Raw genomic sequence first — 22,412 nt, 5'->3', positions numbered from 1 at the left:
CCGGGCCTGGAACTGAAATCAACCCTGGGTGTGAATATCATTAACCAAAGGGAAGATTATTTTGCGGCAAAAGGAATGCAGTATATTTCAGACAACGGCAATGCTTTCGTCAACAATAACAGGTACAACTCCTGGCAGTTTGAGAACTATCTTACCTACAACAGGCAGTTTTCAAAAGTACATAGCTTAAACGCTATGGCAGGGGTGTCCTGGCAGCATATTGACCGTTTTGAGAACCAGGCCAGCACAGAAGGCTTTACCGATTCCTACTACAGGTATTACAATCTTGGTGCAGGGTCCAGTCCCCAGCCCCCTTCTTCTGTAGGAACAGCCAACGGGTTGAATTCCTATTTTGGCCGTATCAATTATGGTTTCCGCAATAAATACTTAGTCACCTTTACCGGCCGTATGGATGGTTCTTCTAAATTCGGTAGTGATAACCAGTTTGCTTTCTTTCCTTCCGCGGCCCTTGCCTGGAGAGTCACAGAAGAAGATTTTATGAAGAGCCTTACCGCCATATCCAATTTAAAGATACGCGCCAGTTACGGCGCTACCGGCAATTCTGAAATACCCGCCTACAGGGCGCTTGCAGGCATGGGAAATTACAGTGTGATTTTTAACGGGGCACGTAATTCCGGTGTGGGCATTGACCGTATTGCCAACCCGGGTTTACAATGGGAAAAAACCAAACAGGTGGACTTCGGGCTTGAACTGGGTTTATTCTCCAACAGGCTGAACCTGGAAGTGGACCTGTACCGCAGGAAAGTGGACGGTATGTTGTTAGATGCACCACTACCCTACACCAGCGGGCGTGATAAAATTTTCTCCAATGTGGGCAGTATGGAAAACAAGGGATTTGAGATCGGTCTTAACTCCACCAATATTCAAACAGATAATTTCTCCTGGAGCACCACCTTCAACATTTCTGTGAATAAGAACAAGGTGCTTGCCCTGGCCAATGGAGATATCGCCTCCGGCAACGGCATCATCAGGGTGGGCGAACCTGTAGGTTCTTTCTTCGGAAGAGTGCATCTCGGCACCTGGGGAAGCAAGGAGGCTGATGAAGCAAAGAAATACAATATGCTGCCCGGCGATGTAAAATATAAAGATATCAATAACGATGGCATCATCAACGATTTAGACAGGGTGATTATCGGCAGAGGTATACCCGATGGATATGGCACCTTCCTGAACACCTTTCAATATAAAGCATGGTCGCTCACGGTAGACCTGCAGTTTATGTATGGCAACGATGTGCTGGACAGAAGTATACATTCTGCTGAAGACAGGCAGGGTATTGCCAACAGTTATAAAACCGTGCTCAATGCGTGGACGGAAACAAACCAGAATACGCCTATCGCACAGATACGGCCTATTAACGCCTATTACACCACCAATAACGACAGCCACAAAGTAACCGACGGATCGTTTATCCGTGGCCGTAATTTGTTGCTGGCCTATGTATTTCCATCAAGTACAGTTTCTGCATTAAAGCTCAGTCGCCTGAGGGTATATGCTTCCGTGCAAAACTTCTTCCTGGTCACTAAATATAAAGGGTACGATCCTGAAGTGTCCAACTCCAGCTCGCCTTTCGACCAGGGCCTGAATTTATATGATTATCCAAAGCCACGGGTATTTATGCTGGGATTGAACGTAGGATTATAACATAGTACCAACTTTAAACGAAAAATCATGAAAGCAACAATCATAAAATACGGATTGCTGGTGTTAACAACCGGTACATTATTCATAACCGGTTGCCGGAAATTTTTAGATGAAACGGATCCCAGCAACTATACAGAAGACACCTATTTCACAAAGCCCGAACATGCGAGAAGCTCTGTAAACGCCATCTATGCGAGTTTACGGGAACCTATGATCGGTGATTTTAACGGCGCCGCCTGGACCATGACAGAATTTGCTACCGGGCTGGCTGCTACCGATCTGGGGCAGGCGGTTAACAGTTATTTTATAAAAGACCTGCACAATACAGCGGATAACGCTTACGGGGAAAATTACTGGAGGAATTATTATAAGGGCATCAGCAATGCGAACCTCTCCATAGCCAAAATACCGGGCATTTCCATGGATGCGGCAGAAGCTAAAAGCCTGCTGGGCGAAGCCCGTTTTCTGCGGGCCTGGTACTATTTCAACCTGGTGCAGATGTTTGGCAATATTCCTTTAATTACCGAGCCTGTTGATTTGAAGTCGGAGCAGTTAAGGCCCAAACAGGCGGCTCCGGAAGATGTTTATAAACTGATTGTGGAAGATTTAACCACCGCGGAAAACTCCGGGTTGCCCTGGAAAGATGCCAGTGGCAAAGTAAGCCTGGGCGCTGTAAAATCACTGTTGGCAAAGGTATACCTCACCATGGCCGGTTACCCTTTACAAAAAGGAAACCAGTATTTTGACCTGGCAGCAAAAAAGGCAGCAGAGGTACTGGATTCAAAACAATTTAAGCTCTTTGATACTTATGGCGATCTGCATAACCCGGCGAAGAAAAATACTGAGGAAAACATCTTTATGATCCAGTACAAAACACAGGTGATTCCCGGAACCTGGCAATCGCTCATTATTCCTTACAACAAAAATATCTCTGCCTATTCTGCTGAAACAGGAGGTATTTATGCAACAGCCGATTTCGTAAAATCTTATGACGCCGCAGACCTGCGCGCCAAAGAAGGCCAGTTCTTTTTCACGGAGTTCACCAACCAGGATAACAGGAACCTGAAAGTGAACCTGGGCGGATATTTTATCTACAAGCTTTTTGACGTAGCCGCACAAACCACCACCGCCAACAGCGATCTTAACTGGTCGTTGATCCGCTATGCCGATATATTGCTTGTGTATGCAGAAGCTGCCAATGAAGTAAGCGGACCAGGTGCAAAAGCGTATGATGCGGTTAACGAGGTAAGAACAAGGGCCAAGCTGCCGGCGTTAGCAGGGTTATCTAAAGAACAGCTACGGGAAGCCATCTGGCGGGAACGCTGGTATGAGCTATGTTTTGAAAACGTTACCTGGTTTGATATGGTACGTCTTCGTAAGGCATTTAACGTAAAAACAAAGGGCTTTGATAATTACGTAGGGCATAAGTTTTCCTATGGCCCGGTTATAACAGAGCGGGAACTTTTATTCCCGATACCAAGTACGGAGTTGAGGAATAACCCTAACCTGGTGCCAACAAAAGGGTATTGATGTGTGAGCGTTCATTGTGCAGAAAAGGGCTAGCCGAAATGGTTAGCCCTTTTTCTTTAAATAAAAGATGTACTCCTATTTTACATTACTCTTAAAAAACCCATCTACTTCCTTTGCCCACAGTTCCGGCAATTCCAGCGCTGCAAAGTGCCCGCCTTTCTGCATCACTGTAAACTGTTTCAGGTTTACTCTTCTTTCAGCCCATTCCTTAGGAGTAGGTGCATCGCCGGGGAATATGGCTACGCCGGTAGGCGTATTCACCTTCTGGCCGGAAGCCAGTTGTTGAAAAGCGCCAACTGCATAAGTGCGCATAGATGAGTTGATGGTTTGGCTCACCCAGTAGATCATAATATTGGTAAGCAGTTCATCTTTGGTGAAGTGATCTTCAATAGTACCATCCGGTGTGCTCCAGCCTTTGAACTTTTCGGTGATCCAGGAAGCAAGACCTACCGGGGAATCATTTAAGCCATAGGCCTGCGTTTGTGGTTTGGTGGCGTGGAGCATGGCGTATGCGCCTTCGCTGAACCACCACTGCTGTATAAACTGACCGAATTCCTGCTCAGCTTTTGACATGGTGCTCCAGTCTTCCGAACCGTTGGGATACCCCACATCCGACAGGTGAACAGCGGCCACATTTTCAGGATAAAGATTAGCGATAGACCTTGCAATGTTGCTGCCTACATCTCCGCCGGCTACCAGGAAGCTTTTGTAGCCAAGTACATCTTTCATCAGCGTTGCAATGGTTTTAGCAGAGCCATCATCCGTCATAGCTTCATGACTGGAGAAACCGAAACCCGGAAGGGAAGGCACCACGATGTCGTAATCTCCTGTTAATAAAGGGATCACTTTGTGATAGCGGTAAAAGCAGTCCGGCCAGCCATGCAGGAGCAACAAAGGCCTGGCATTTGGGTTTTTACTTTTGATGTGCTGGAAGTGAAGGGTTGTCCCGTCTATTTCTACTGTGAACTGCGGGATAGCGTTGAGAGCAGCTTCCTGTTTACGCCAGTCGTAACCATTTTGCCAATAGGCAACAAGGCTTTTGAGAAATACGGGGTCTGTGCCATATTTCCAGCCAATGTTATCCGGGGCATCGGGCCAGCGGGTTTGACGGAGCCGGGTTTGGAGATCGTCGAGTACAGTTTGCTGTACGTCAATTTTAAAGGGCTTTACAGTGTACATATAGGTTTTTGTTTTAGGTTGTCCAATGGCAGATACTGTTATAACAGCTATCGTTAAAAAAAGAATGATCTGTTTCATAGTTTTTTATTTGATGAAACAAATATCTGAACGGGTTGTGACAGCTGTATGTCAGTTGTAAACCGGCTTTCAAAAATAAATAATTCAGGCCTTAAAAGAACAGGGAAAAACAGTACGACATATATCAGATAGCATTGTACAAAATCCTTTATGGTGGCTACTTTACATAAATTCGCCTTTTATTTCCGTCAACCAATTTGACAAATAGTAAGGGTATTTTCAGCGGTTTGTATCAGCAGGTTTGCAGCGGCATTATACCCGCCTATTTTCAGGTTGGGATCATGGAAAAGGATGTTCCCTTCGGGCGAGAAAACCATCACTCCAAGCGTATCAGAGAATGCAATGAAAGCCTGTAACTGTTTACTATAATGCAGGTTGGTGTTTAGTATACTTACGTCTGCAAGTTTAATTTTCTTTATTATCTCCGGCGTAGGGCCGGCTACGTTATAAAAATGAATCTCTCCCGGGGCCTCTTTAATGGCGTCGTCTTCCTCATCTGAATAAGGATGATAAGTTACGGCTACTGTATTATCATCTACCCAGCAAACTCCCCTGTTATTATGCTCCCAGCCATTGATACGTTTATGCGCAATCCGGTTACTGCTAATAAAATGCGCGATGTCGTAAATGTGATACAGGTCGCAGGAGCCCCAGCCCCAGCCGGCGCTCAGGAATTTACTCCCATCGGGCGACATGCGGAGCTCTCCGTAAAAGTAATCATACGACGATGGCCACGGTAATTTGGTGGTTTCTTCATGCGTCTTATAAAACTCCAGGTGCTTTTCTTCGGCCAGTTCCTCTATCAGCGATTTGGTAGCGGTAACTATCTGCCTTGTGTCCAGGTTCATGATATGCACACAATTCCAGGCGGTTGCATAAATGATATACGGGATATGCTGTGGGTCGCGGAACAGCGCAACAGGATAACGGGATATACTTGCATAATAATCGTTCCTCCATAAATGAAGCGCCGGGTACTTCCCGGGATAGTGAACATAGCCATGTGTTTTATAATCGTTCACCACTACCACAATATCATCTAACGTATAAATGGTAGAAGGAGCGCTGATATCAAAGCCGCCATCCCGGTATCCCAGGCTGCTTTGCACAGAGAACAGGTATTCCCCTTCCGAAGCATTCATCTTTTGCCGGATCACATCGCCGGAGCTCAACAGTATTACATATTCATCCGGGGCCGACAAGGCAGCCGTCACGATCGTATTTTCTATTCCGTATTTTCGTGTATATATGGGTGTTATATTCATTATCCGGGTAGATTAACCGGCAAGTTAAGCATATAGCTCAAATAATTTCCGGGGCAATTTTCGCGGCCAGGTCGTCCAGGCTGGTAGTCCCGGTGTTGCTTAATATAAGAATGGTAGTGTTTTCTCCGAGGATATGGAATAACATGCTCTGTGCCCCCATGATACGGCCTGGCCGCTTTACAATGGTGTAATTCTTCTTATTGATATCATAATCTTTATATACCCATACCCCATAACCATATTCATCCAAACCAGGAACAAACATCCGGTTTAAAGACGACTGCTTAAGAAGTTGATGTCCGAAGAGCGCATGTGAAAAGCGCAGCAGGTCGCCGGCAGTGGAATACATAGCGCCGGCGGCATACCAGTTTTCCATATATACTGGTAAATCGGGTACCAGTTTATCCAGGTCATCCCGGAAAAAATAAGTATCTGCCAGGCCTGTAATGATATCCCGCTGGTACACTAACCCGGATTGTTGCATACCCAGAGGTTGCAGGATATTTTCCGTTAACACCTGTTCATAGGTCTTGTTACAGATCTTCTCAATGATCTTTCCCAATACAATATAATCCGCGTTATTATAATCGAATACCTTACCCGGAACATTCACTGGCTTACCGCTGCAATAGCGGTTTAAAAGCTCCTCTGTGGTACAGGGATGCTGGTATACGGCGATACCGTTTTTCACCGCGCTTTCCACAGATGTTACCGTGTCTATATTAGCCAACCCGGATGTATGGTTCAGCAGCTGATGTATAGTTATTTTACTGCCGCCTTCTCCTTTATAATCCGGCAGATAATCGATGATAGGTTTGTTAACATCCAGTTTACCCTGCTCAAACAGCTGCATGATCAGCACAGATGTGAACAGCTTTGTAATGGAAGCAATTTTATATTTTGTGTCGATGGTATTAGGGATCTTAAACTGGTAGTTAGCCAGGCCGAAACTCTTGTGGTAAATTACGCCTGATTTATTTTCAATAAGAATGGTTCCATTAAAACGGCTGCTGCCGGCAATTGAATCGATACGGGGAAGCTGGGCAAATAAAAAAAATATATTGATCCTTATCCCACCATAATATCATCCTTTTTCAGCGGCCTTAATATTAAGCGGAGCGACTGGTCTTTTGTAAAGTAAGCCACCACCCAGTTATACAATGTTTTGAAACGGTTGCCATAACTCACCAGGAAAGTAAGGTGAATAAACAGCCAGATAAACCAGGCGATAAATCCTTTGAAGTGAAGCCTGGGCCTGGGAATATCTGCTACTGCTTTATTGCGGCCTATAATGGCCATGTTGCCTTTATCAAAATAACGGAAAGGCTTACGGGCCCGGGATCTTGCAAGCGCTACAAAATTTTCTCCCAGTCGCGTGCCTTGCTGGATAGCCACCTGGGCCAGCTGGGGATGTCCGTTGGGAAACGCAGGATCAGTGGTTTGCAGACTGATATCACCTACCGCAAAAACATCTTTCAGGCCCTTTATCTCATTAAATTCATCTACCAGCAGCCTTTTTCCCCGGCCATAGCATTCCGCAGGAATGCCTTCTATGGCAGGAGCTGTTACACCTGCCGCCCACACTACTGTTTTGGTAGCAATGGTTTCCCCGTTGGTAAAGATCACCGTGTCGTTTACATAATCCTTTACCTGCATGCCCAGCTTTATTTCCACTCCCATTTTGATAAGGGCGTTGTATGCATCCTGTTGCGACTGTTCACTCATAGCGGCCAGTACTTTCTGGATACCATCTACCAGGTAAATATGCGATTCATATCCTTTACCGGCTATCTCCGGATAATCTTTCGGCACCACCTCCTTTTTCAGCTCTGCCAGCAAACCGGATACTTCCACACCGGTGGGCCCGCCACCCACCACAACAATGGTAAGCAGCTTTGTTCTCTCTTCCGGGTCGGTGGTGAGCGCTGCCTTTTCCATGACTTGCAGGAAGTGGTTCCGAAGCTCCAGCGCATCGTTCACTGTTTTCATGGGCTTTGCATTACGTTGCACATTCTCCATCCCGAAGTAATTGGTAGCGGTGCCATAAGCCAGTACCAGGTAATCGTATTGAAGGGTGGTAGTGGAAAGCACCACTTTTTTTTCTTCCGGTACTACCTTCAGGAGTTCGCCGATCACGAAACGGGCATTTTTATTCTTACGCAGCAATTTCCGGAACGGGTAACTGATATCCGTGGGGTCCAGGAACGCCATAGATACCTGGTATACCAGCGGGGGAAAATAATTATAATTATTCCGGTCTACCAACGTAACCATAAATTCTTCTTTACGGGCCAGTTCCTTTACCAGGTTAATTCCTGCAAACCCGCCGCCGATAACAACAATATGTTTCATAATATGATCTTTGTTGTAAAAAAATCAAAGGCAATTTTGTTGCCGTATTGCCAGCCGGCTCTTCTTTATACCTGTTTATGGCAGATAACAGTTTTGGAAGATGATTTGTTCCGCCTGCTTCACGGAAGGCAGGTTCCTTTAGGGGTGCATGGTGCACTCATGTGCCCGGATAATTAATTGTCACTTTGATGATTAAAAAATAAAAAACACTTTTCCTCCTCCGTGGTAGGGAGGAACAGGAAAAAGCTGTTGACACTGCGCCTCATTCTCTGGATAAATTGCACATTAAATGCGCTTGGGAAAAAGGTGGGCTCTTTAGTACCTTCCCCTCCTGCCCGGCTGCAAGCCGGAGAATAATTATGTTGAAATCATTCCCTTCCGCATTCTTCTTACATTCGCGGTTATGAAGGAAAATAAATACGACGATCCGTCTTTTTTTGACAAGTACAGCCTGATGCCCCCTTCCGTTGGTGGACTAAATGTGGCTGGCGAGTGGCATGTGCTGCGCGGCATTGGCGATAACGCCCTGTTATCCAACGGCTTCCCCTTCTCCCCAAAATATATTTTTCATTTTGTACCGAATGGTATATTTTTGTACCGTCAAAAGAAAGAGGGTTATGAATAAGGCAGAAAAAACAAAACAGTTTATTGTGGAGATGACGGCCCCTGTTTTTAATGAGAAGGGCTACACCGGCACTTCCCTGAACGACATGACCAATGCTACCGGGTTAACAAAAGGCAGCATTTATGGCAATTTCGCCAATAAAGACGAAGTGGCCCTGGCCTGTTTTGATTATAACCTGAAAAAGGTAGGCAATATCATCCGGCAGGAAATGGATAAAAAAGATACCTGCAGGGATAAACTGCTGGTATATGTGCATGTATATGAAAACTTCCTGAAACACCCGTTTCCTGCAGGCGGATGCCCTATCCTGAATACAGCCATCGAAGCAGACGATACTCATCCTTTACTGAAACAGAAAGCTGCGGATGCGATCATTGCCTGGAAGGGGATCATTACCCGCCTGATCGACAAAGGCATCGCTACGGGAGAATTCAGTGAAGATGTGAACACAGAGCAGGTGGCGCTTACGATGATTGCCACCATTGAAGGCTGTATCATGATTGCCAAGCTAACCGGCAAAATGAATTACCGTAACAGTATTATGCAGTCCGTGGAAAAAATGATCAACGAATTATAAGTCAATTTTTTTCTTAATAAATATACCGATCGGTATATAAAAAACAAAACAAAATGAAAACAACAGGAAACACTGTACTTATTACCGGCGGCAGCGCAGGTATCGGATTCGAAATAGCCAGGCAATTATCCAGGCAGGGTAACCAGGTGATTATTACCGGCAGGGATGCCGCCCGCCTGGAAAAGGCCGTTCAGCAGCTGCCCGGCGTAAAAGGCATTGTAAGCGATGTAACCAGCGATAAAGCAGTAGCCCAGCTGGTAACCACCCTGCGGGAACAATACCCGTCTTTAAATATCCTGATCAACAATGCAGGCCGGGCTTTTTCTTATGAACTATCGGAAACCGCCAATGCAGCAGGAAAAGCGGTGGAAGAAATGGATACCAATTTTTTTGCCGTGCTGCGTCTTACGGAGAAATTGCTGCCGCAGCTTAACAGTCAACCGGAAGCCGCCATTGTGAATGTTACTTCCATTGTGGCTTTTGCGCCCGGCGCGCGGATCGCTACCTACTCCGCTTCCAAAGCCGCCCTGCGCTCCTATACGCAATCCATGCGCGTTACATTTCCAAAACTGCACATCTTTGAACTGATGCCTCCCCTGGTAAACACCGACTTCTCCCAGGAAATAGGTGGCGCCAACGGCATCCCGCCGGCCCAGGTAGCAACTGAGCTCCTTGCTGCACTCAGCAATAATGAATATGAAATCCGTGTAGGCGATACAGAACAGATCTACCAGTTATCACGTACTTCGGCAGCTGCAGCGCTGCAGGCAATGAACAGCAGGGAGAATTAAAAATTTTATACACAAATATACCAATTGGTATATTAAATATTGGCAATGAAACGTACAGTACTGATCCTGGCGGTGATCACAGCGGCTATCATGGAACTGATAGATACCTCCATTGTAAACGTAGCCTTATCACACATGAGCGGCAACCTGGGCGCTACGCTGGAAGACACTTCCTGGGTCATTACTGCCTACGCCATTGCCAATGTGATCATCATTCCCATTACGGGGTTCCTGGCAGCAAAACTCGGCCGCCGCAATTATTATATAGGCTCTATAGTGGCTTTTACTTTTTTTTCATTGATGTGCGGACAGGCCGCCAACATCTGGGTACTGGTGATATTCCGTTTCCTGCAGGGGATTGGCGGCGGCGCACTGCTATCGGTATCGCAGGTGATCATTTTTGAATTATTTCCCAAAGAAAAACAGAACGTAGCCAGTGCACTTTTTGGCGTAGGCGTTTTTATTGGTCCCACTATAGGCCCAACATTAGGTGGTTATATCACAGAATTTTATTCCTGGCCCTGGATCTTTTACATCAATGTACCAATAGGTATCACAGTGGCTTCACTCTGTTATATACTGCTGAAAGAGCCGGATCAGGCGCCGCCGGGCAAGCGGATCGACTGGACCGGGATCCTCCTCCTGGCTGTAGGGGTGAGCGCATTGCAAACAGTGCTGGAAAGGGGTGAAACCGACGACTGGTTTGAAGCGGCTTATATTACGTGGTTATCTGTCATTGCCGGTTTTGCCCTCCTGGTATTTGTGTGGTGGGAGCTGCGGATCAAAGACCCCGTGGTAAACCTCCGCGTGTTGAAAAGCAGGAACCTGAGCATTGCCGCGATCCTCACGTTTGTTTCCGGCATGGGTATTTTCAGTTCCGTATTCCTTACGCCGGTATTTGCACAACGGCTGCTCAACTTCACACCGCTGCAAACGGGCCTGTTGTTGTTGCCCGGCGCCTGCCTGGCCATAGGCGGCCTGATCATCTCCGCCCGCCTGCTGCAGCGCGGGGTATCGCCCGTGTTCCTTATTGTGGCGGGAATGGGCCTGTTCATTCTTTTCAGCTGGCAGATGTCGGCCCTCAACCAGGATGCGGGCGCTGCTACCATTACCACTTCCCTCATCTGGCGGGGCGTAGGGCTTGCGTTGGTAACGGTACCGCTTACCACGCTGGCGGTGTCTTCCCTTGCGCCGGCAGATATCCCCCAGGGAGCCGCCTTAAATAATATGATGCGGCAACTGGGCGGCTCATTTGGTATTGCTATGGTGAATACCTACCTGGCCAACCGGAATGCGCAGCACCGGATGGACCTGGTAAGCAATCTCACTACCGATAATCCCGCTGTGGCAAACCGGCTAAACAGCTACGCCCATTACTTTGCCAGCAAAGGCGCTACTGCCACTGATGCACATCATAAGGCGCTGAAGCTGCTGGATAGCGCTGTCATAAAACAAACCACGCTGCTGAGCTTCAGCGATGCCTTCCTGCTGGTAGGTCTTATTTTTCTTGCGGCGTTGCCTTTACTGTTAATGGCATCTGCAAAAAAGAAAAAAACAGCCAATGTGATCGTAATGGATCACTGATGTTTTATCTTCTCTTAAATAAATCCCTTTTTTTCATAGTTCCTTCAACCGGCTATTACCGCCTAAAAAGTGGAGCAGTAGCAGGATACCGCAGGCATACCCCGATTTTTCGTATTTTGCGACCTGCATCTTTATCGATTACACCGGGCTGTTCATCTATTTTATCACCAGATGAACAGCGATTGTCTGATATTTAATTTTAAGGGGAACTGGATTTAACGGATGAATAATGACACAGGACATGAAACTGCACTTTTCCACCGGATTGCGGAGGGGGATGAATCTGCCTTTGAAGCATTGTTCCACCTGTATGTTCCGAAGATCAAACCTGTAATTGCCCGCATCATACAGGTTGAAGGCCCCGAAAAAGATATTATACAGGAAATATTCCTGGGCATCTGGTTGAGCCGTGAAAAGCTGCCGGAAGTAATAGTTCCCCACAACTGGATCTTCAAAATGGTGTATCACCGCTGTTACAGCTGGCTACAAAAACAGGGGGTACGCGATAAGGCCAGCCGGGTCATCACTCAGGAAAGTACCGCTCATGCTAATTTTACCGAAGAAAATATTGCTTTCTCAGAAACTGCGCTGCTGGTAAAACAGGCCATCCTCCAATTGCCGCCCCAGGCGCAGAAGATCTACCTGCTCAGCCGCGAAAAGGGGCTTAAAATTGCTGAAATTGCCAGCGAGCTGCAGCTCTCTCCTCAAACAGTTAAAAATTCACTGGTCCGTTCTCTCAGATCCATCCGGGAATACCTTACCGGTAAAGGTATCATCCTTCCTATGATCCTCCTCGGTTGGGGTGTTTTATATTTTTTTTAATTTTTTTACGAAAGACATAGGTACTATTTGACTCCTAACGGTACGTATAAGCAAGGGGCTTGCTGTAACCAGGCAGCTCCGCGCTAAATCAACTGAATTCCGAATGCTTTAAAACGAGGCCGTTGTCCACATCAGAAAGACTTACATACTTATTGGAACAGGTACGGCTACGCCAGGCCACTGCTGCGGAGTACAGGGAACTGTTACAGCTGATCAGCGATGATGAGCAGGGGGAAATAGTGAAGCTGCTGGATACCTGGCATGGCGCCGGCACCGCAGAAAGCGCCACCAATACGGATTACGACCACGCCTACTGGCAGCAGGCCGTAAAAGAAATACTGGATGCCGATCATACTTCAAGGCAGCCTGCAGTGTTACCAGTTAAGAACCGTATCTATTTCCTGCAGCGCTACTGGTGGGCAGCCGCCTGTATGATCCTCTTAACAGCAGGCGCTTATTATTTATCCAAACAAACAACCCGCCCGGATATGGCGGCCACTGCACCTGTAAAGGATGTGGCGCCGGGCGGTAACAGGGCGGTGCTTACCCTTTCCGACGGTAGCCAGATCACACTTGACAGTGCCGGTAACGGCGTACTGGCCCGGCAGGGCAATACCCGGATCACCAAGCTGGGCAATGGGCAGCTGGCCTACAGTGGCTCCGGCAGCCAGGACGGGAAAATACTGTATAACACCATGAGCACCCCGCCGGGCGGGCAATACCAGCTGATTCTACCGGACGGCACCGGCGTATGGCTGAATGCCGCTTCTTCTATCAGCTATCCTACTGCCTTTACCGGCAATGAAAGAAGTGTAACCGTTACCGGTGAAGCCTATTTTGAAGTGGCAAAAAATGAAAAAATGCCTTTCCGGGTAAAGGCAGGCAATACCACGGTGGACGTACTGGGCACACATTTTAATATCAACGCATATAAAGACGAAGCCAGCATCAATACCACTTTGCTGGAAGGCGCTGTGAGGGTAAGCGCTTCACAGCAGCAACAGCAGCTCAGGCCCGGGCAACAGGCCAGGGTAAAGGCAAACGGGACTTCTATACAGGTAGTGGACCATGCCGATATTTCCGAAGTAATGGCCTGGAAAGCAGGTTTCTTTTCTTTTAACGATGCAGACCTTCCCACCGTAATGCGGCAGTTATCGCGCTGGTACAATGTGGAAGTAACATATGAAGGCAGGATTCCCCAAAGGGTATTTACCGGGGAAATAGGCCGGAACCTCACTTTGTCGCAGGTATTAAAAGGGCTTACAAAAACACGTATCAAATACAGGATCGAGAATGGTAACCGGATCGTTATCCAGCCATAGTTATGAACAATGAAAAAATCTGAACAATGAAAAAATCAAAGTTATTGCCAACGGCGCATTATGCGCATTGAATGAAAAACCGGGGCTGAGATTGGCGTCCTACCCCGGCTGCTGTTCAATTTCATCAACAAACAAGTCGGTAAACATTATTTATTAATTCAACCAAACATTGCAAAAGTATGCAACTTAAGGCTATTTGTAATTCCGGTACCCGCAGATATTGGAAATTTGCGGAGCTCTCAACCAAAACACTGTTAGTTATGAAGCTAACTTCATTTATGCTGCTCATTGCTGCCCTACAGGTAAGTGCAGCGGGCAGCGCCCAAACGGTGACTTACTCCGCCAGAGAGGTGAGTCTCCAGAAAGCGCTGAACGTGATCAAGGCGCAAACGGGTTATGTTTTCTTTTACGACAAGGAGGATCTGAAAAACAGTACTCCCGTTTCGGTGAACATAAAGAACGCATCGCTGCAGGCAGCCATGGAAGCGGTATTGCAAAAGCAGCCGCTCAGCTTCGAGATCCAGGGCAATACTATTTTCATTACAAAGAATGAAAAACCTGCAGCTGCACCGGCAGCTACACCGCCGCCTCCGGCTGTTACCGGGAAGGTGACAGATGATGCCGGAGCGGCTATTCCCGGTGTTTCCATTGTAATAAAAGGAACTCAGAAAGGCGCAATTTCCGGCCCGGATGGTACCTTCCAACTGGCAAACGTGCCTGATAACGCAGTATTGGTGGTAACCAGTATCGGCTATATCACCAAAGAAGTTCCAGTGGGCGGAAAAACAGTGATCAATATTTCACTGGCTCCCGATGTAAGCGCGCTGAAACAATTTGTGGTAGTGGGTTACGGCACACAGAAAAAAGCAAACCTCACCGGTTCCGTTACCTCTATCGGCACAGAGCAACTGACCAACCGGCCGGTAACCAGCCTGGGCAACGCCTTGCAGGGCACTATGCCGGGCATCACCGTTACAGCAGCCAATAGCGGCCAGCCCGGAAACGATGCTGCCAAGATCCGTATCAGGGGGATTGGTACCTTAAACAACGCCGACCCGGTTATTGTGATAGATGGCGTAGTGACCAACCTGAGCGGGCTTAATAATATTAACCCGGACGATATCGCCACCATGTCGGTACTGAAAGACGCGGCATCTGCCGCTATTTACGGTTCACGTGCAGCCAACGGCGTTATTCTCATCACCACCAAACAAGGCCGTAAAGGGCCGCCACAGGTGGTATACAACGGATATGTTGGTAAACAGAAAGCCACAGGCTTACCCGACTTTTTACCTTCCTGGCAGGCCGCCACTTTATACAACCAGGCGCTGAGCAATGAAGGAAAAACTGCCCGTTGGACAGACGCAGAGATCCAGAAGTTTAAAGATGGCTCAGATCCGTTCAACTATCCCAATACCGACTGGCTCGACCTGTTCTACCAGGGCAATGGTTTACAGCAGAACCATTATGTAGGTGTTTCCGGTGGCAGCGACAATACACAATATGCTTTCTCCCTGGGTTTATTTGACCAGAACGGCCTTATGGAAAAGACAAATGCAAAACGCTACACCAGCAGGCTGAACATCACTTCCCAGATTAATGAGAAAGTAAAAGTGATCGGTAACATCGCCTTTACTTCTTCCGGCAGAAATGAGCCCAGCAACCCTTACACCAGCGATTTCACACAGCTGGTAAGGCAGATCAACCGCATCTCCCCTACTATTCCCTACAAATATGAAAATGGCTATTACGGTTATATTTCTGATGGTAGCCCCATGGCATGGCTGGAAGGAAACAGCCTGGGTAAATATAATAACTACGACCTGGTAGGTAATGTAGGCGCAGACTGGGAAATTGTGAAAGGGCTTCACTTCAAGCCTTCCCTCGCCTATGTGATGAAGATCAGTCATAACAAAAAGTTCATTGCCGACCAGCAGTATTATGATGCAGCTGGTAACAAAACATTTTACCAGGGGCCAACCTCTGTAACAGATCAGAACACCTTTGCCAATACCGTTACACAGCAGGCATTACTGGATTACACCAAATCTTTCAATAAACATAATTTCAAAATACTGGGCGGTTACTCCCAGGAGCTAACCAAGTTCAGCTTTGATGACGGCTACCGGAAAGGCTTCCTGAACAACCAGCTTACCGATGTGAACCTTGGTTCAACAGATGGACAGAAAACTACCGGCTACTCTTATCAGCTGGCGCTCCAGTCATATTTTGGCCGGTTAAACTATGACTTCGACGGCAAATACCTGTTTGAAGCGAACCTGCGTTATGATGGTTCCTCCCGTTTCTCTCCAGACAACAGGTGGGGCCTGTTCCCCTCCTTCTCCGCAGGCTGGAACCTGGACAGGGAAGATTTCTTTGAGCCTTTAAAGAAATATGTATCCAATCTTAAAATAAGGGGCTCATGGGGCCAGCTGGGTAATCAGAATATCACAGGATTTGATGATACCAATTACCCCACCTATCCCTACTATCCATATATTGCCACCATTAACGGTAGCCAGAACTATACTTTTGGCGGTACAGCCGCTGCTATTGCTGCAGGTGTAGCACCAGTCAACGGAGCTAACGAAAACATCAAATGGGAAGCGACCACAGAAACAAGTATAGGGCTTGATGCAGGCTTCCTGGATGGAAACCTGAACTTCACCGCAGATTATTTCCATAAGCTTACTTCCGATATCCTGTTGTCTGTTCCGGTTGGCGCAGTATATGGTTTGAATGCGCCTGTTCAAAACGCGGGATCAGTGCTCAACAAAGGCTGGGAATTTTCACTCAGCTATGCAGGCAACGCGGGTGAATTTAAATACAACGCCTCCGTGAATGCAGCCTTTATCAAAAATGAAGTAACCGACCTCCATGGCACAGGACCAATTATTGACGGCTACACCTTCAAACAGGTGGGTTACCCGATCAACTCCCTGTATGGATATGAAGCAGACGGCATTTTTCAATCGGCCGATGAAGTAGCCAAATCTCCTTTCCAAACTAACAGGACGGCGCCAGGCGATCTGAAATATAAAGACAAGGACGGTAACGATACCATTAACAGCGCCGATAAAGTATACCTGGGCAACTATTTCCCCAAGGTAACCTTTGGCGTAAACCTGGGCGGCTCCTGGAAAAATTTTGATCTCAATATTTTCCTGCAGGGCGCTGCCGGTGTGAAAACATACATCGATGCCGGTAAACTGGGCACTGTAAGTTCTTCCGCAGGTAAACCCACTTCTGCTTTGCTGGATACCTGGACACCGGAAAACACTTCCGCTGCTTTACCACGCATCTGGAGCGGATTTACGCAGAACGATCCCAGTGGTACGCCTTCTTCCTTCTGGGTAAAAGACGGATCTTATCTGCGGCTTAAAAACCTGCAGGTAGGTTATACACTGCCGGAAAGAGTGATAAAAAGAATTGGTCTTAGTAAAGTACGTTTCTACTATAGCGGTCAGAATATACTCACCTTCGACGGGCTGTATAAATGGATAGATCCTGAAGCATCCATTACCAGCAGTATCTACTACTATCCACAGGTGAAAGTGCACACGTTTGGCGTAAATGTTAGTTTTTAACAAAAAGCAATCAACATCATGAAAAGGAATATTCTCTATATAATACTCTTCTCTGCTGCGCTGCAATCGGCGTGCAACAAAGATTTCCTGGACCGGCAACCATCGGATGCCTATAGCAACGAATCCCTCTGGAAATCACAAAGCGATGCCCAGGCGGCGCTGAACGGCTGTTACAAAGACTGGGAAGGCGATTACACCCTGCTATATATGGACGCTGTAAGCGATAACATGTACAGCCAGTACTACTGGGAAGGCTATACGGATTATGGCAATGGCAGCATTACGCCCGCCAATACCAATGCTTCCAAGCGCTGGAGCTATACTTCCATCCAGAAATGCAACTGGTTCCTGGAAAACGTAGACAAAACACCAATGGACGAAACTTTAAAGACACAATTTAAGAGTGAAGCCCGTTTCCTCAGAGCCTACCAGTATTTTACCCTGACCCAGCTTTACGGAGATGTGCCACTGGTTAAAAACACGGTAACCACTGAAGAAGCCAATACCATTTCCAGGACAGCGGCTACCGAAGTACGCAAATTTGTGCTCGACGAACTAACAGCCATTGCACCTACCCTGCCGGTGTCTTACTCAGGCAGCGATGTTGGCCGTATCACACAGGGCGCCGCGCTTTCCCTGAAAGCCCGGTTGGAACTGTATGATAAAAACTACGCCGCATGTATTGCCGACTGTAAAAAAGTAATGGCGCTGGGTTATGGGTTATACCCCAGTTACCAGGATCTTTTCCGCATCCAGAATGAAAACAATAAGGAAGTAATCCTTGATGTGCAATACAAAGAGAACGATTATCCCAATGCAGACATTGGCGTAATGCCTTCTTCTTCCTTCGGTGGCTGGGGATCACTGGATCCTACACAGTCGCTCGTAGACGCCTATGAAATGAAGAACGGGAAAACCATTGACGATCCCGCTTCCGGCTATGCCGAAAATGATCCGTACAACAACAGGGACCCACGCTTAACCGCTACTATTGTATGCCCCGGTCAGCTTTATATGGGTAAGTACTACAACTCCATAGAAAGCACCTCCGGCGATTATTATAACGGGGATAACAATTCCAAAACAGCTTATATCCCCAAGAAGTTCACCGCTAACCTCGCCGACTATACGGATATGTGGAACACCGGTCTGAATATGATCGTGATCCGCTACGCGGAAATCCTGCTCACATACGCCGAAGCGCAGATTGAATCAGGTGTGATCGACAATACGGTATATGATGCCATAGATGCCATCAGAACCCGGGCAGGTATGCCGGTAGTAGACAGGAGCGTATATAACAGCGTTGATAAAATGCGCACCCTGGTAAGGCGGGAACGCAGGGTGGAGCTGGCACTGGAAGGATTACGCTGGTACGATATTCAACGCTGGAAAATAGGTACTGCCGTTAGATCCGGTACCGTATATGGAGCAAGACTGGGCAAGGTGGATCCTGCCAATGGTAAGCTCACTCTCAGCGGCGATCATATCACGGTAGAGCAACGCACCTTTGTTGAAAACAGGGATTATCTCTGGCCGGTGCCACAGGCAGAAAGAGACGTTAACAAGAACCTGACTCAAAACCCAGGGTATTAATACAACTGTAACAATCAAGAAAAGGTCCCGCGAGTTGAAAGACGAGCGGGATTTTTTTTGCACATAAGTTTACTTGTATCTCTTATTTGCCAGCCCGGAAAAAATCACCACCCGTTCAGCAAATAAAAAAATACACACAACTTTCTATACCGATCAGCATAATGCCCGCCATCAATAACTGCTTGAGATAAAGCCGGAGATGCCGCAACGCGTAGGTGATCTGGTTTTCCACGCTTCTTTTGGAGATATTCAAACGCTCCGCGATTTCCTGGTTGCTGAGTTGCTCTTCACGGCTTAGCAGGAAAATTTCCTTGCTGCGTTTGGGCAGGCTACTGAGAGAAGCATGCAGTTGCCGGCGGAAAGACTGCTCCTGGATCTTTTCTTCGGCAGCATTCCCAACAGCTGCCATATATTCTTCTGTTGCTACTACCTGGAATGCTTTTTTTGACTTTAAAACGCGGTATACGTGGTAACGGGTAGCGGAAATAATATAGTTACGGAAATGAATAATCTGCAGTTCCTCTCTCTTCAGCCATAATGTAAGAAATACATCGTGCACAATTGTTTCACTGGCTGCCGCATCATCCAGCATCTTATTGGCCGTTTGATACATCTTGCCCCAATAACGGTTAAATAACAGGTTATAGGCTGTTTTTTCACCGTTTCTGACTGCAAGCCATAAATCAGCATCTGCTGTGTTAGCATCCCACCTAATCATGCCACAAAAATTGATAAAATAAAATTACCTGCGTGTTAAATTAACATGAAATATATAGGAATTGATCCTGGTTGATTGTCGGGACGACACCTGATTCCGCGTCTTCTCTCCCGACAAAATACTCTTTTTTTTAAAAAGTGTGTGTGTTGGAAAAAATATTTGTCTCTATAGAGTAAATGAACCGATTGCGATGACAAAAGAAGAATACCTTGTCCTGTATGAAAGGTCCCTGAGAGGGGATTGCAGCCCTGACGAACTGGCCAGGCTGCAGCAGTATGAGGACGACTTTTGTTTTTCCGACGACGCCGAAACCGACGAAGCAATACAGGAAAAAATATACAACCGGCTTTCTGCAAGTATTTCGCAGGAAGAAAAAGTGAAGCGGTTGTTTCCCTGGAAAGCAGTAGCGGCCGCAGCGGCAATATTGCTGATAGTGGCATCCGGTTTCCTGTACCTGGACAACCGGCTGTTCCACCGAAGCAAGCCGCTGGCAGTAGTTTCCGCCGATGCGGATACTTTGCGGCACGACATTGCTCCCGGCGGCAACAAGGCAGTGCTTATACTTGACGATGGTTCCAAAGTGGATCTTAACAAAGCCACGGAAGGAAAAATAGCCGCACAAGGCAATACAACAGTGAACAAATCCGGCAACGGGCAACTGGTTTACCAGCTGGCAGATCAAACGCCCGCAGCTTCCCCTCCGGGATTTAATACCCTGGCTATTCCACGGGGCGGGCAATACCATCTTACTTTACCCGATGGCAGCAGGATATGGCTGAATGCCGCCAGCAAACTGCGCTTCCCCACCCGGTTCACAGGCAGGGAAAGAATAGTGGAACTGGAAGGGGAAGCCTATTTTGAAGTAGCGCACAACCAACAGCAACCCTTTATTGTAAAAGTAAAAGGAATGCAGGTAGAAGTGCTGGGCACCCAGTTTAATGTAATGGCCTATGAAGATGAAACCAGTATCAACACCACGTTGCTGGAAGGAAAAGTAAAACTGCGGAATGATCACGCAGGAGAAGTGATACTAAAACCCGGACAGGAAGGCGTATTCACCGGCAACAAAAACTTTAAGGTGAACAAAGCAGATATAGAACAGGCCATGTCATGGAAGAACGGTTATTTTGTTTTTAATGATGAAGACCTCACCTCCATCATGCGTAAAATTTCCCGTTGGTACAACGTGGATATACAATATAGCAGTGGCACAAAGAAATTATCTTTTATGGGTAGTATCTCCCGCTTCAAAAATGTTACAGAGGTATTAAATATGCTGGCATTAACAGGAACCGTACAATTTAAAGTAGAAGCAGAAAAAATAACTGTCATTCAGTAACCTATCATCCACAAACATATCGGCCAGGTCAATAATTCGTAAACTAAACTTTATTTATGAAGCGTAATGCTCATGCCTTGAAAAAGGCAGGTGAACTTTCATGGGAAGCACTCAGGCTTACTAAGCTATCCTGCTCCCTGATTATTTTTCTTTCCCTGCAGGTAAGCGCGGTTACCTATGCACAAAGAGTTACTCTTTCTGAAAAACAGGCGCCGTTAAGGGAAGTTTTTCAGGAGATAAAAAAACAAACCGGGTACAATTTTCTTTTAAACACAGAGATGCTGGCGGAAGCCCGGCCGGTAACATTCACCCTGGTGAACGCCTCCCTGGAAGAAGCGCTGAACAAGTGTTTCGAAGGACAACCGTTCACCTATACCATCAACAAAAATACAATTGTTGTAAAAAGACAAACAGTGACGACTACCCCGGCAGAAGAAATAACCGGCATCGTAACAGATGAAAAAGGCGTTCCTGTTCCCGGAGCCAGGATATTGAACCTGAGCAGCAACAAAGGCGCTATTACCAACGACAAAGGCGAATTTAAAATTGCCGTGAATGCAGGTGAAAAGCTTTCTGTAAAAATGCTGGGATATGAAGAGATCATTATTACGGCAGGCCCCAAACAAGACTACAACATCCATCTGAAACCCTCTACAGTAGGCCTGGATGCAGTAGTAGTGGTAGGTTATGGCACGCAGAAGAAAGCGAATCTTACCGGTGCGGTAAGCATGGTGAGCAGCGATGATTTCAAAGGCCGCCCGGCAACTTCCGCGGTATCGGCGCTGCAGGGCCAGATGGCCGGCGTTACGGTAGTAAATGCCACCGCTATCCCCGGAGGGTCCGACGAAAATAAGATCCGCATCCGTGGTATAGGCACGCTCAATGATGCCGGCCCGTTAGTAGTGGTGGATGGTATTCCCGGCGGCAACCTCAATATCCTCAACCAGGACGATATTGAGAACATATCTGTGCTTAAAGATGCCGCCTCTTCTTCTATTTATGGAGTACGTGGGGCCAACGGTGTTATCCTGGTTACTACTAAAAAAGGTAAAAGCGGTAAGCCCTCTTTAACTTATACCAATTACTTTGGCGTACAAACGCCTACTGCATTGCCCACTTTTCTTGGTTCAGTGGATTATATGACACTGCTGAACGAAGCAAAAGTAAATGCCGGCAACAATCCTACGTATACACAGGAACAGATTGACATTGCAAAAAACGGCAGCGACCCGAATTACTACGCCAACACCAACTGGCTGAAAGAAATATACAAATCATCAGCCCCGCAGCAAAGCCATACACTGAACCTTTCCGGGGGCGCCAATAATATCAATTACTACCTCTCCTACGGCTTCCTGAAACAAGGCGGTCTTATTACGGGC

General features: G+C 47.0%; 17 protein-coding genes. 12 read left to right on the top strand and 5 right to left on the bottom strand.

Features of this window, described 5'->3' with window-relative positions; translation table 11 throughout:
- Together VIM72_RS14565 and VIM72_RS14560 are read left to right on the top strand one after the other, a co-directional pair.
- Positions 1–1,665: SusC/RagA family TonB-linked outer membrane protein (locus tag VIM72_RS14565; protein WP_332003551.1), on the top strand; the 1,665-nt coding region annotated here is incomplete at its 5' end.
- Positions 1,666–1,692: 27 nt separating this feature from the next.
- A complete protein-coding gene (locus VIM72_RS14560; protein ID WP_332003550.1) occupies positions 1,693–3,195 on the top strand; it encodes a RagB/SusD family nutrient uptake outer membrane protein in 1,503 nt (500 codons plus the stop codon).
- Between the two features lie 75 nt (positions 3,196–3,270).
- Here VIM72_RS14560 and VIM72_RS14555 read toward each other — a convergent pair whose 3' ends face one another.
- From VIM72_RS14555 to VIM72_RS14540, 4 genes are all read right to left on the bottom strand, one after another.
- Entirely contained in the window at positions 3,271–4,452 is a 1,182-nt protein-coding gene (locus VIM72_RS14555) for an epoxide hydrolase family protein (RefSeq protein WP_332003549.1), read from the bottom strand.
- A 188-nt stretch (positions 4,453–4,640) separates the two neighbouring features.
- Positions 4,641–5,717, bottom strand: coding sequence for a hypothetical protein (locus tag VIM72_RS14550; protein ID WP_332003548.1), 1,077 nt, complete (start codon positions 5,715–5,717; stop codon positions 4,641–4,643).
- Positions 5,718–5,754: 37 nt separating this feature from the next.
- Positions 5,755–6,702, bottom strand: coding sequence for a serine hydrolase domain-containing protein (locus tag VIM72_RS14545; protein ID WP_332003552.1), 948 nt, complete (start codon positions 6,700–6,702; stop codon positions 5,755–5,757).
- An 83-nt stretch (positions 6,703–6,785) separates the two neighbouring features.
- Positions 6,786–8,069, bottom strand: a complete 1,284-nt coding sequence (locus VIM72_RS14540) for an NAD(P)/FAD-dependent oxidoreductase (protein WP_332003547.1) — start codon at positions 8,067–8,069, stop codon at positions 6,786–6,788.
- Positions 8,070–8,472: 403 nt separating this feature from the next.
- On the opposite strand from VIM72_RS14540, the gene VIM72_RS32400 reads away from it, so the two are divergent.
- From VIM72_RS32400 to VIM72_RS14500, 8 genes are all read left to right on the top strand, one after another.
- Complete coding sequence (locus VIM72_RS32400; RefSeq protein WP_414648993.1) at positions 8,473–8,694, top strand: hypothetical protein; 222 nt, start codon at positions 8,473–8,475, stop codon at positions 8,692–8,694.
- On the top strand, positions 8,687–9,271 hold the full coding sequence (locus tag VIM72_RS14530; RefSeq protein ID WP_332003546.1) for a TetR/AcrR family transcriptional regulator: 585 nt from the start codon (positions 8,687–8,689) through the stop codon (positions 9,269–9,271). The genes VIM72_RS32400 and VIM72_RS14530 overlap by 8 nt, the downstream gene beginning before the upstream one ends.
- A 53-nt stretch (positions 9,272–9,324) precedes the next feature.
- Entirely contained in the window at positions 9,325–10,062 is a 738-nt protein-coding gene (locus VIM72_RS14525) for an SDR family oxidoreductase (RefSeq protein ID WP_332003545.1), read from the top strand.
- 45 nt (positions 10,063–10,107) lie between these two features.
- Entirely contained in the window at positions 10,108–11,646 is a 1,539-nt protein-coding gene (locus VIM72_RS14520) for a DHA2 family efflux MFS transporter permease subunit (protein WP_332003544.1), read from the top strand.
- 222 nt (positions 11,647–11,868) lie between these two features.
- Entirely contained in the window at positions 11,869–12,468 is a 600-nt protein-coding gene (locus VIM72_RS14515; protein ID WP_332003543.1) for a sigma-70 family RNA polymerase sigma factor, read from the top strand.
- Positions 12,469–12,590: 122 nt separating this feature from the next.
- Complete coding sequence (locus tag VIM72_RS14510) at positions 12,591–13,790, top strand: FecR family protein (RefSeq protein WP_332003542.1); 1,200 nt, start codon at positions 12,591–12,593, stop codon at positions 13,788–13,790.
- A 260-nt stretch (positions 13,791–14,050) separates the two neighbouring features.
- A complete protein-coding gene (locus VIM72_RS14505; RefSeq protein ID WP_332003541.1) occupies positions 14,051–17,377 on the top strand; it encodes a TonB-dependent receptor in 3,327 nt (1,108 codons plus the stop codon).
- A gap of 18 nt (positions 17,378–17,395) precedes the next feature.
- The gene (locus VIM72_RS14500; RefSeq protein ID WP_332003540.1) at positions 17,396–18,973 is read left to right on the top strand and encodes a RagB/SusD family nutrient uptake outer membrane protein; all 1,578 of its coding nucleotides are present in this window, start codon (positions 17,396–17,398) and stop codon (positions 18,971–18,973) included.
- 115 nt (positions 18,974–19,088) lie between these two features.
- Here VIM72_RS14500 and VIM72_RS14495 read toward each other — a convergent pair whose 3' ends face one another.
- Positions 19,089–19,691 (bottom strand): RNA polymerase sigma factor, encoded by a 603-nt coding sequence (locus tag VIM72_RS14495; RefSeq protein ID WP_332003539.1) that lies wholly within the window; start codon positions 19,689–19,691, stop codon positions 19,089–19,091.
- Between the two features lie 190 nt (positions 19,692–19,881).
- Between VIM72_RS14495 and VIM72_RS14490 the strand changes: the two genes are divergently transcribed.
- Together VIM72_RS14490 and VIM72_RS14485 are read left to right on the top strand one after the other, a co-directional pair.
- Positions 19,882–21,030, top strand: coding sequence for a FecR family protein (locus tag VIM72_RS14490; RefSeq protein ID WP_332003538.1), 1,149 nt, complete (start codon positions 19,882–19,884; stop codon positions 21,028–21,030).
- Between the two features lie 56 nt (positions 21,031–21,086).
- The coding region (locus VIM72_RS14485; RefSeq protein WP_332003537.1) for a SusC/RagA family TonB-linked outer membrane protein at positions 21,087–22,412 on the top strand (1,326 nt) is incomplete at its 3' end.

The sequence above is a fragment of the Chitinophaga sp. genome, from assembly GCF_036569185.1.
Classification (GTDB): domain Bacteria; phylum Bacteroidota; class Bacteroidia; order Chitinophagales; family Chitinophagaceae; genus Chitinophaga.
This window is presented reverse-complemented; position numbering and strand designations above follow the sequence as displayed.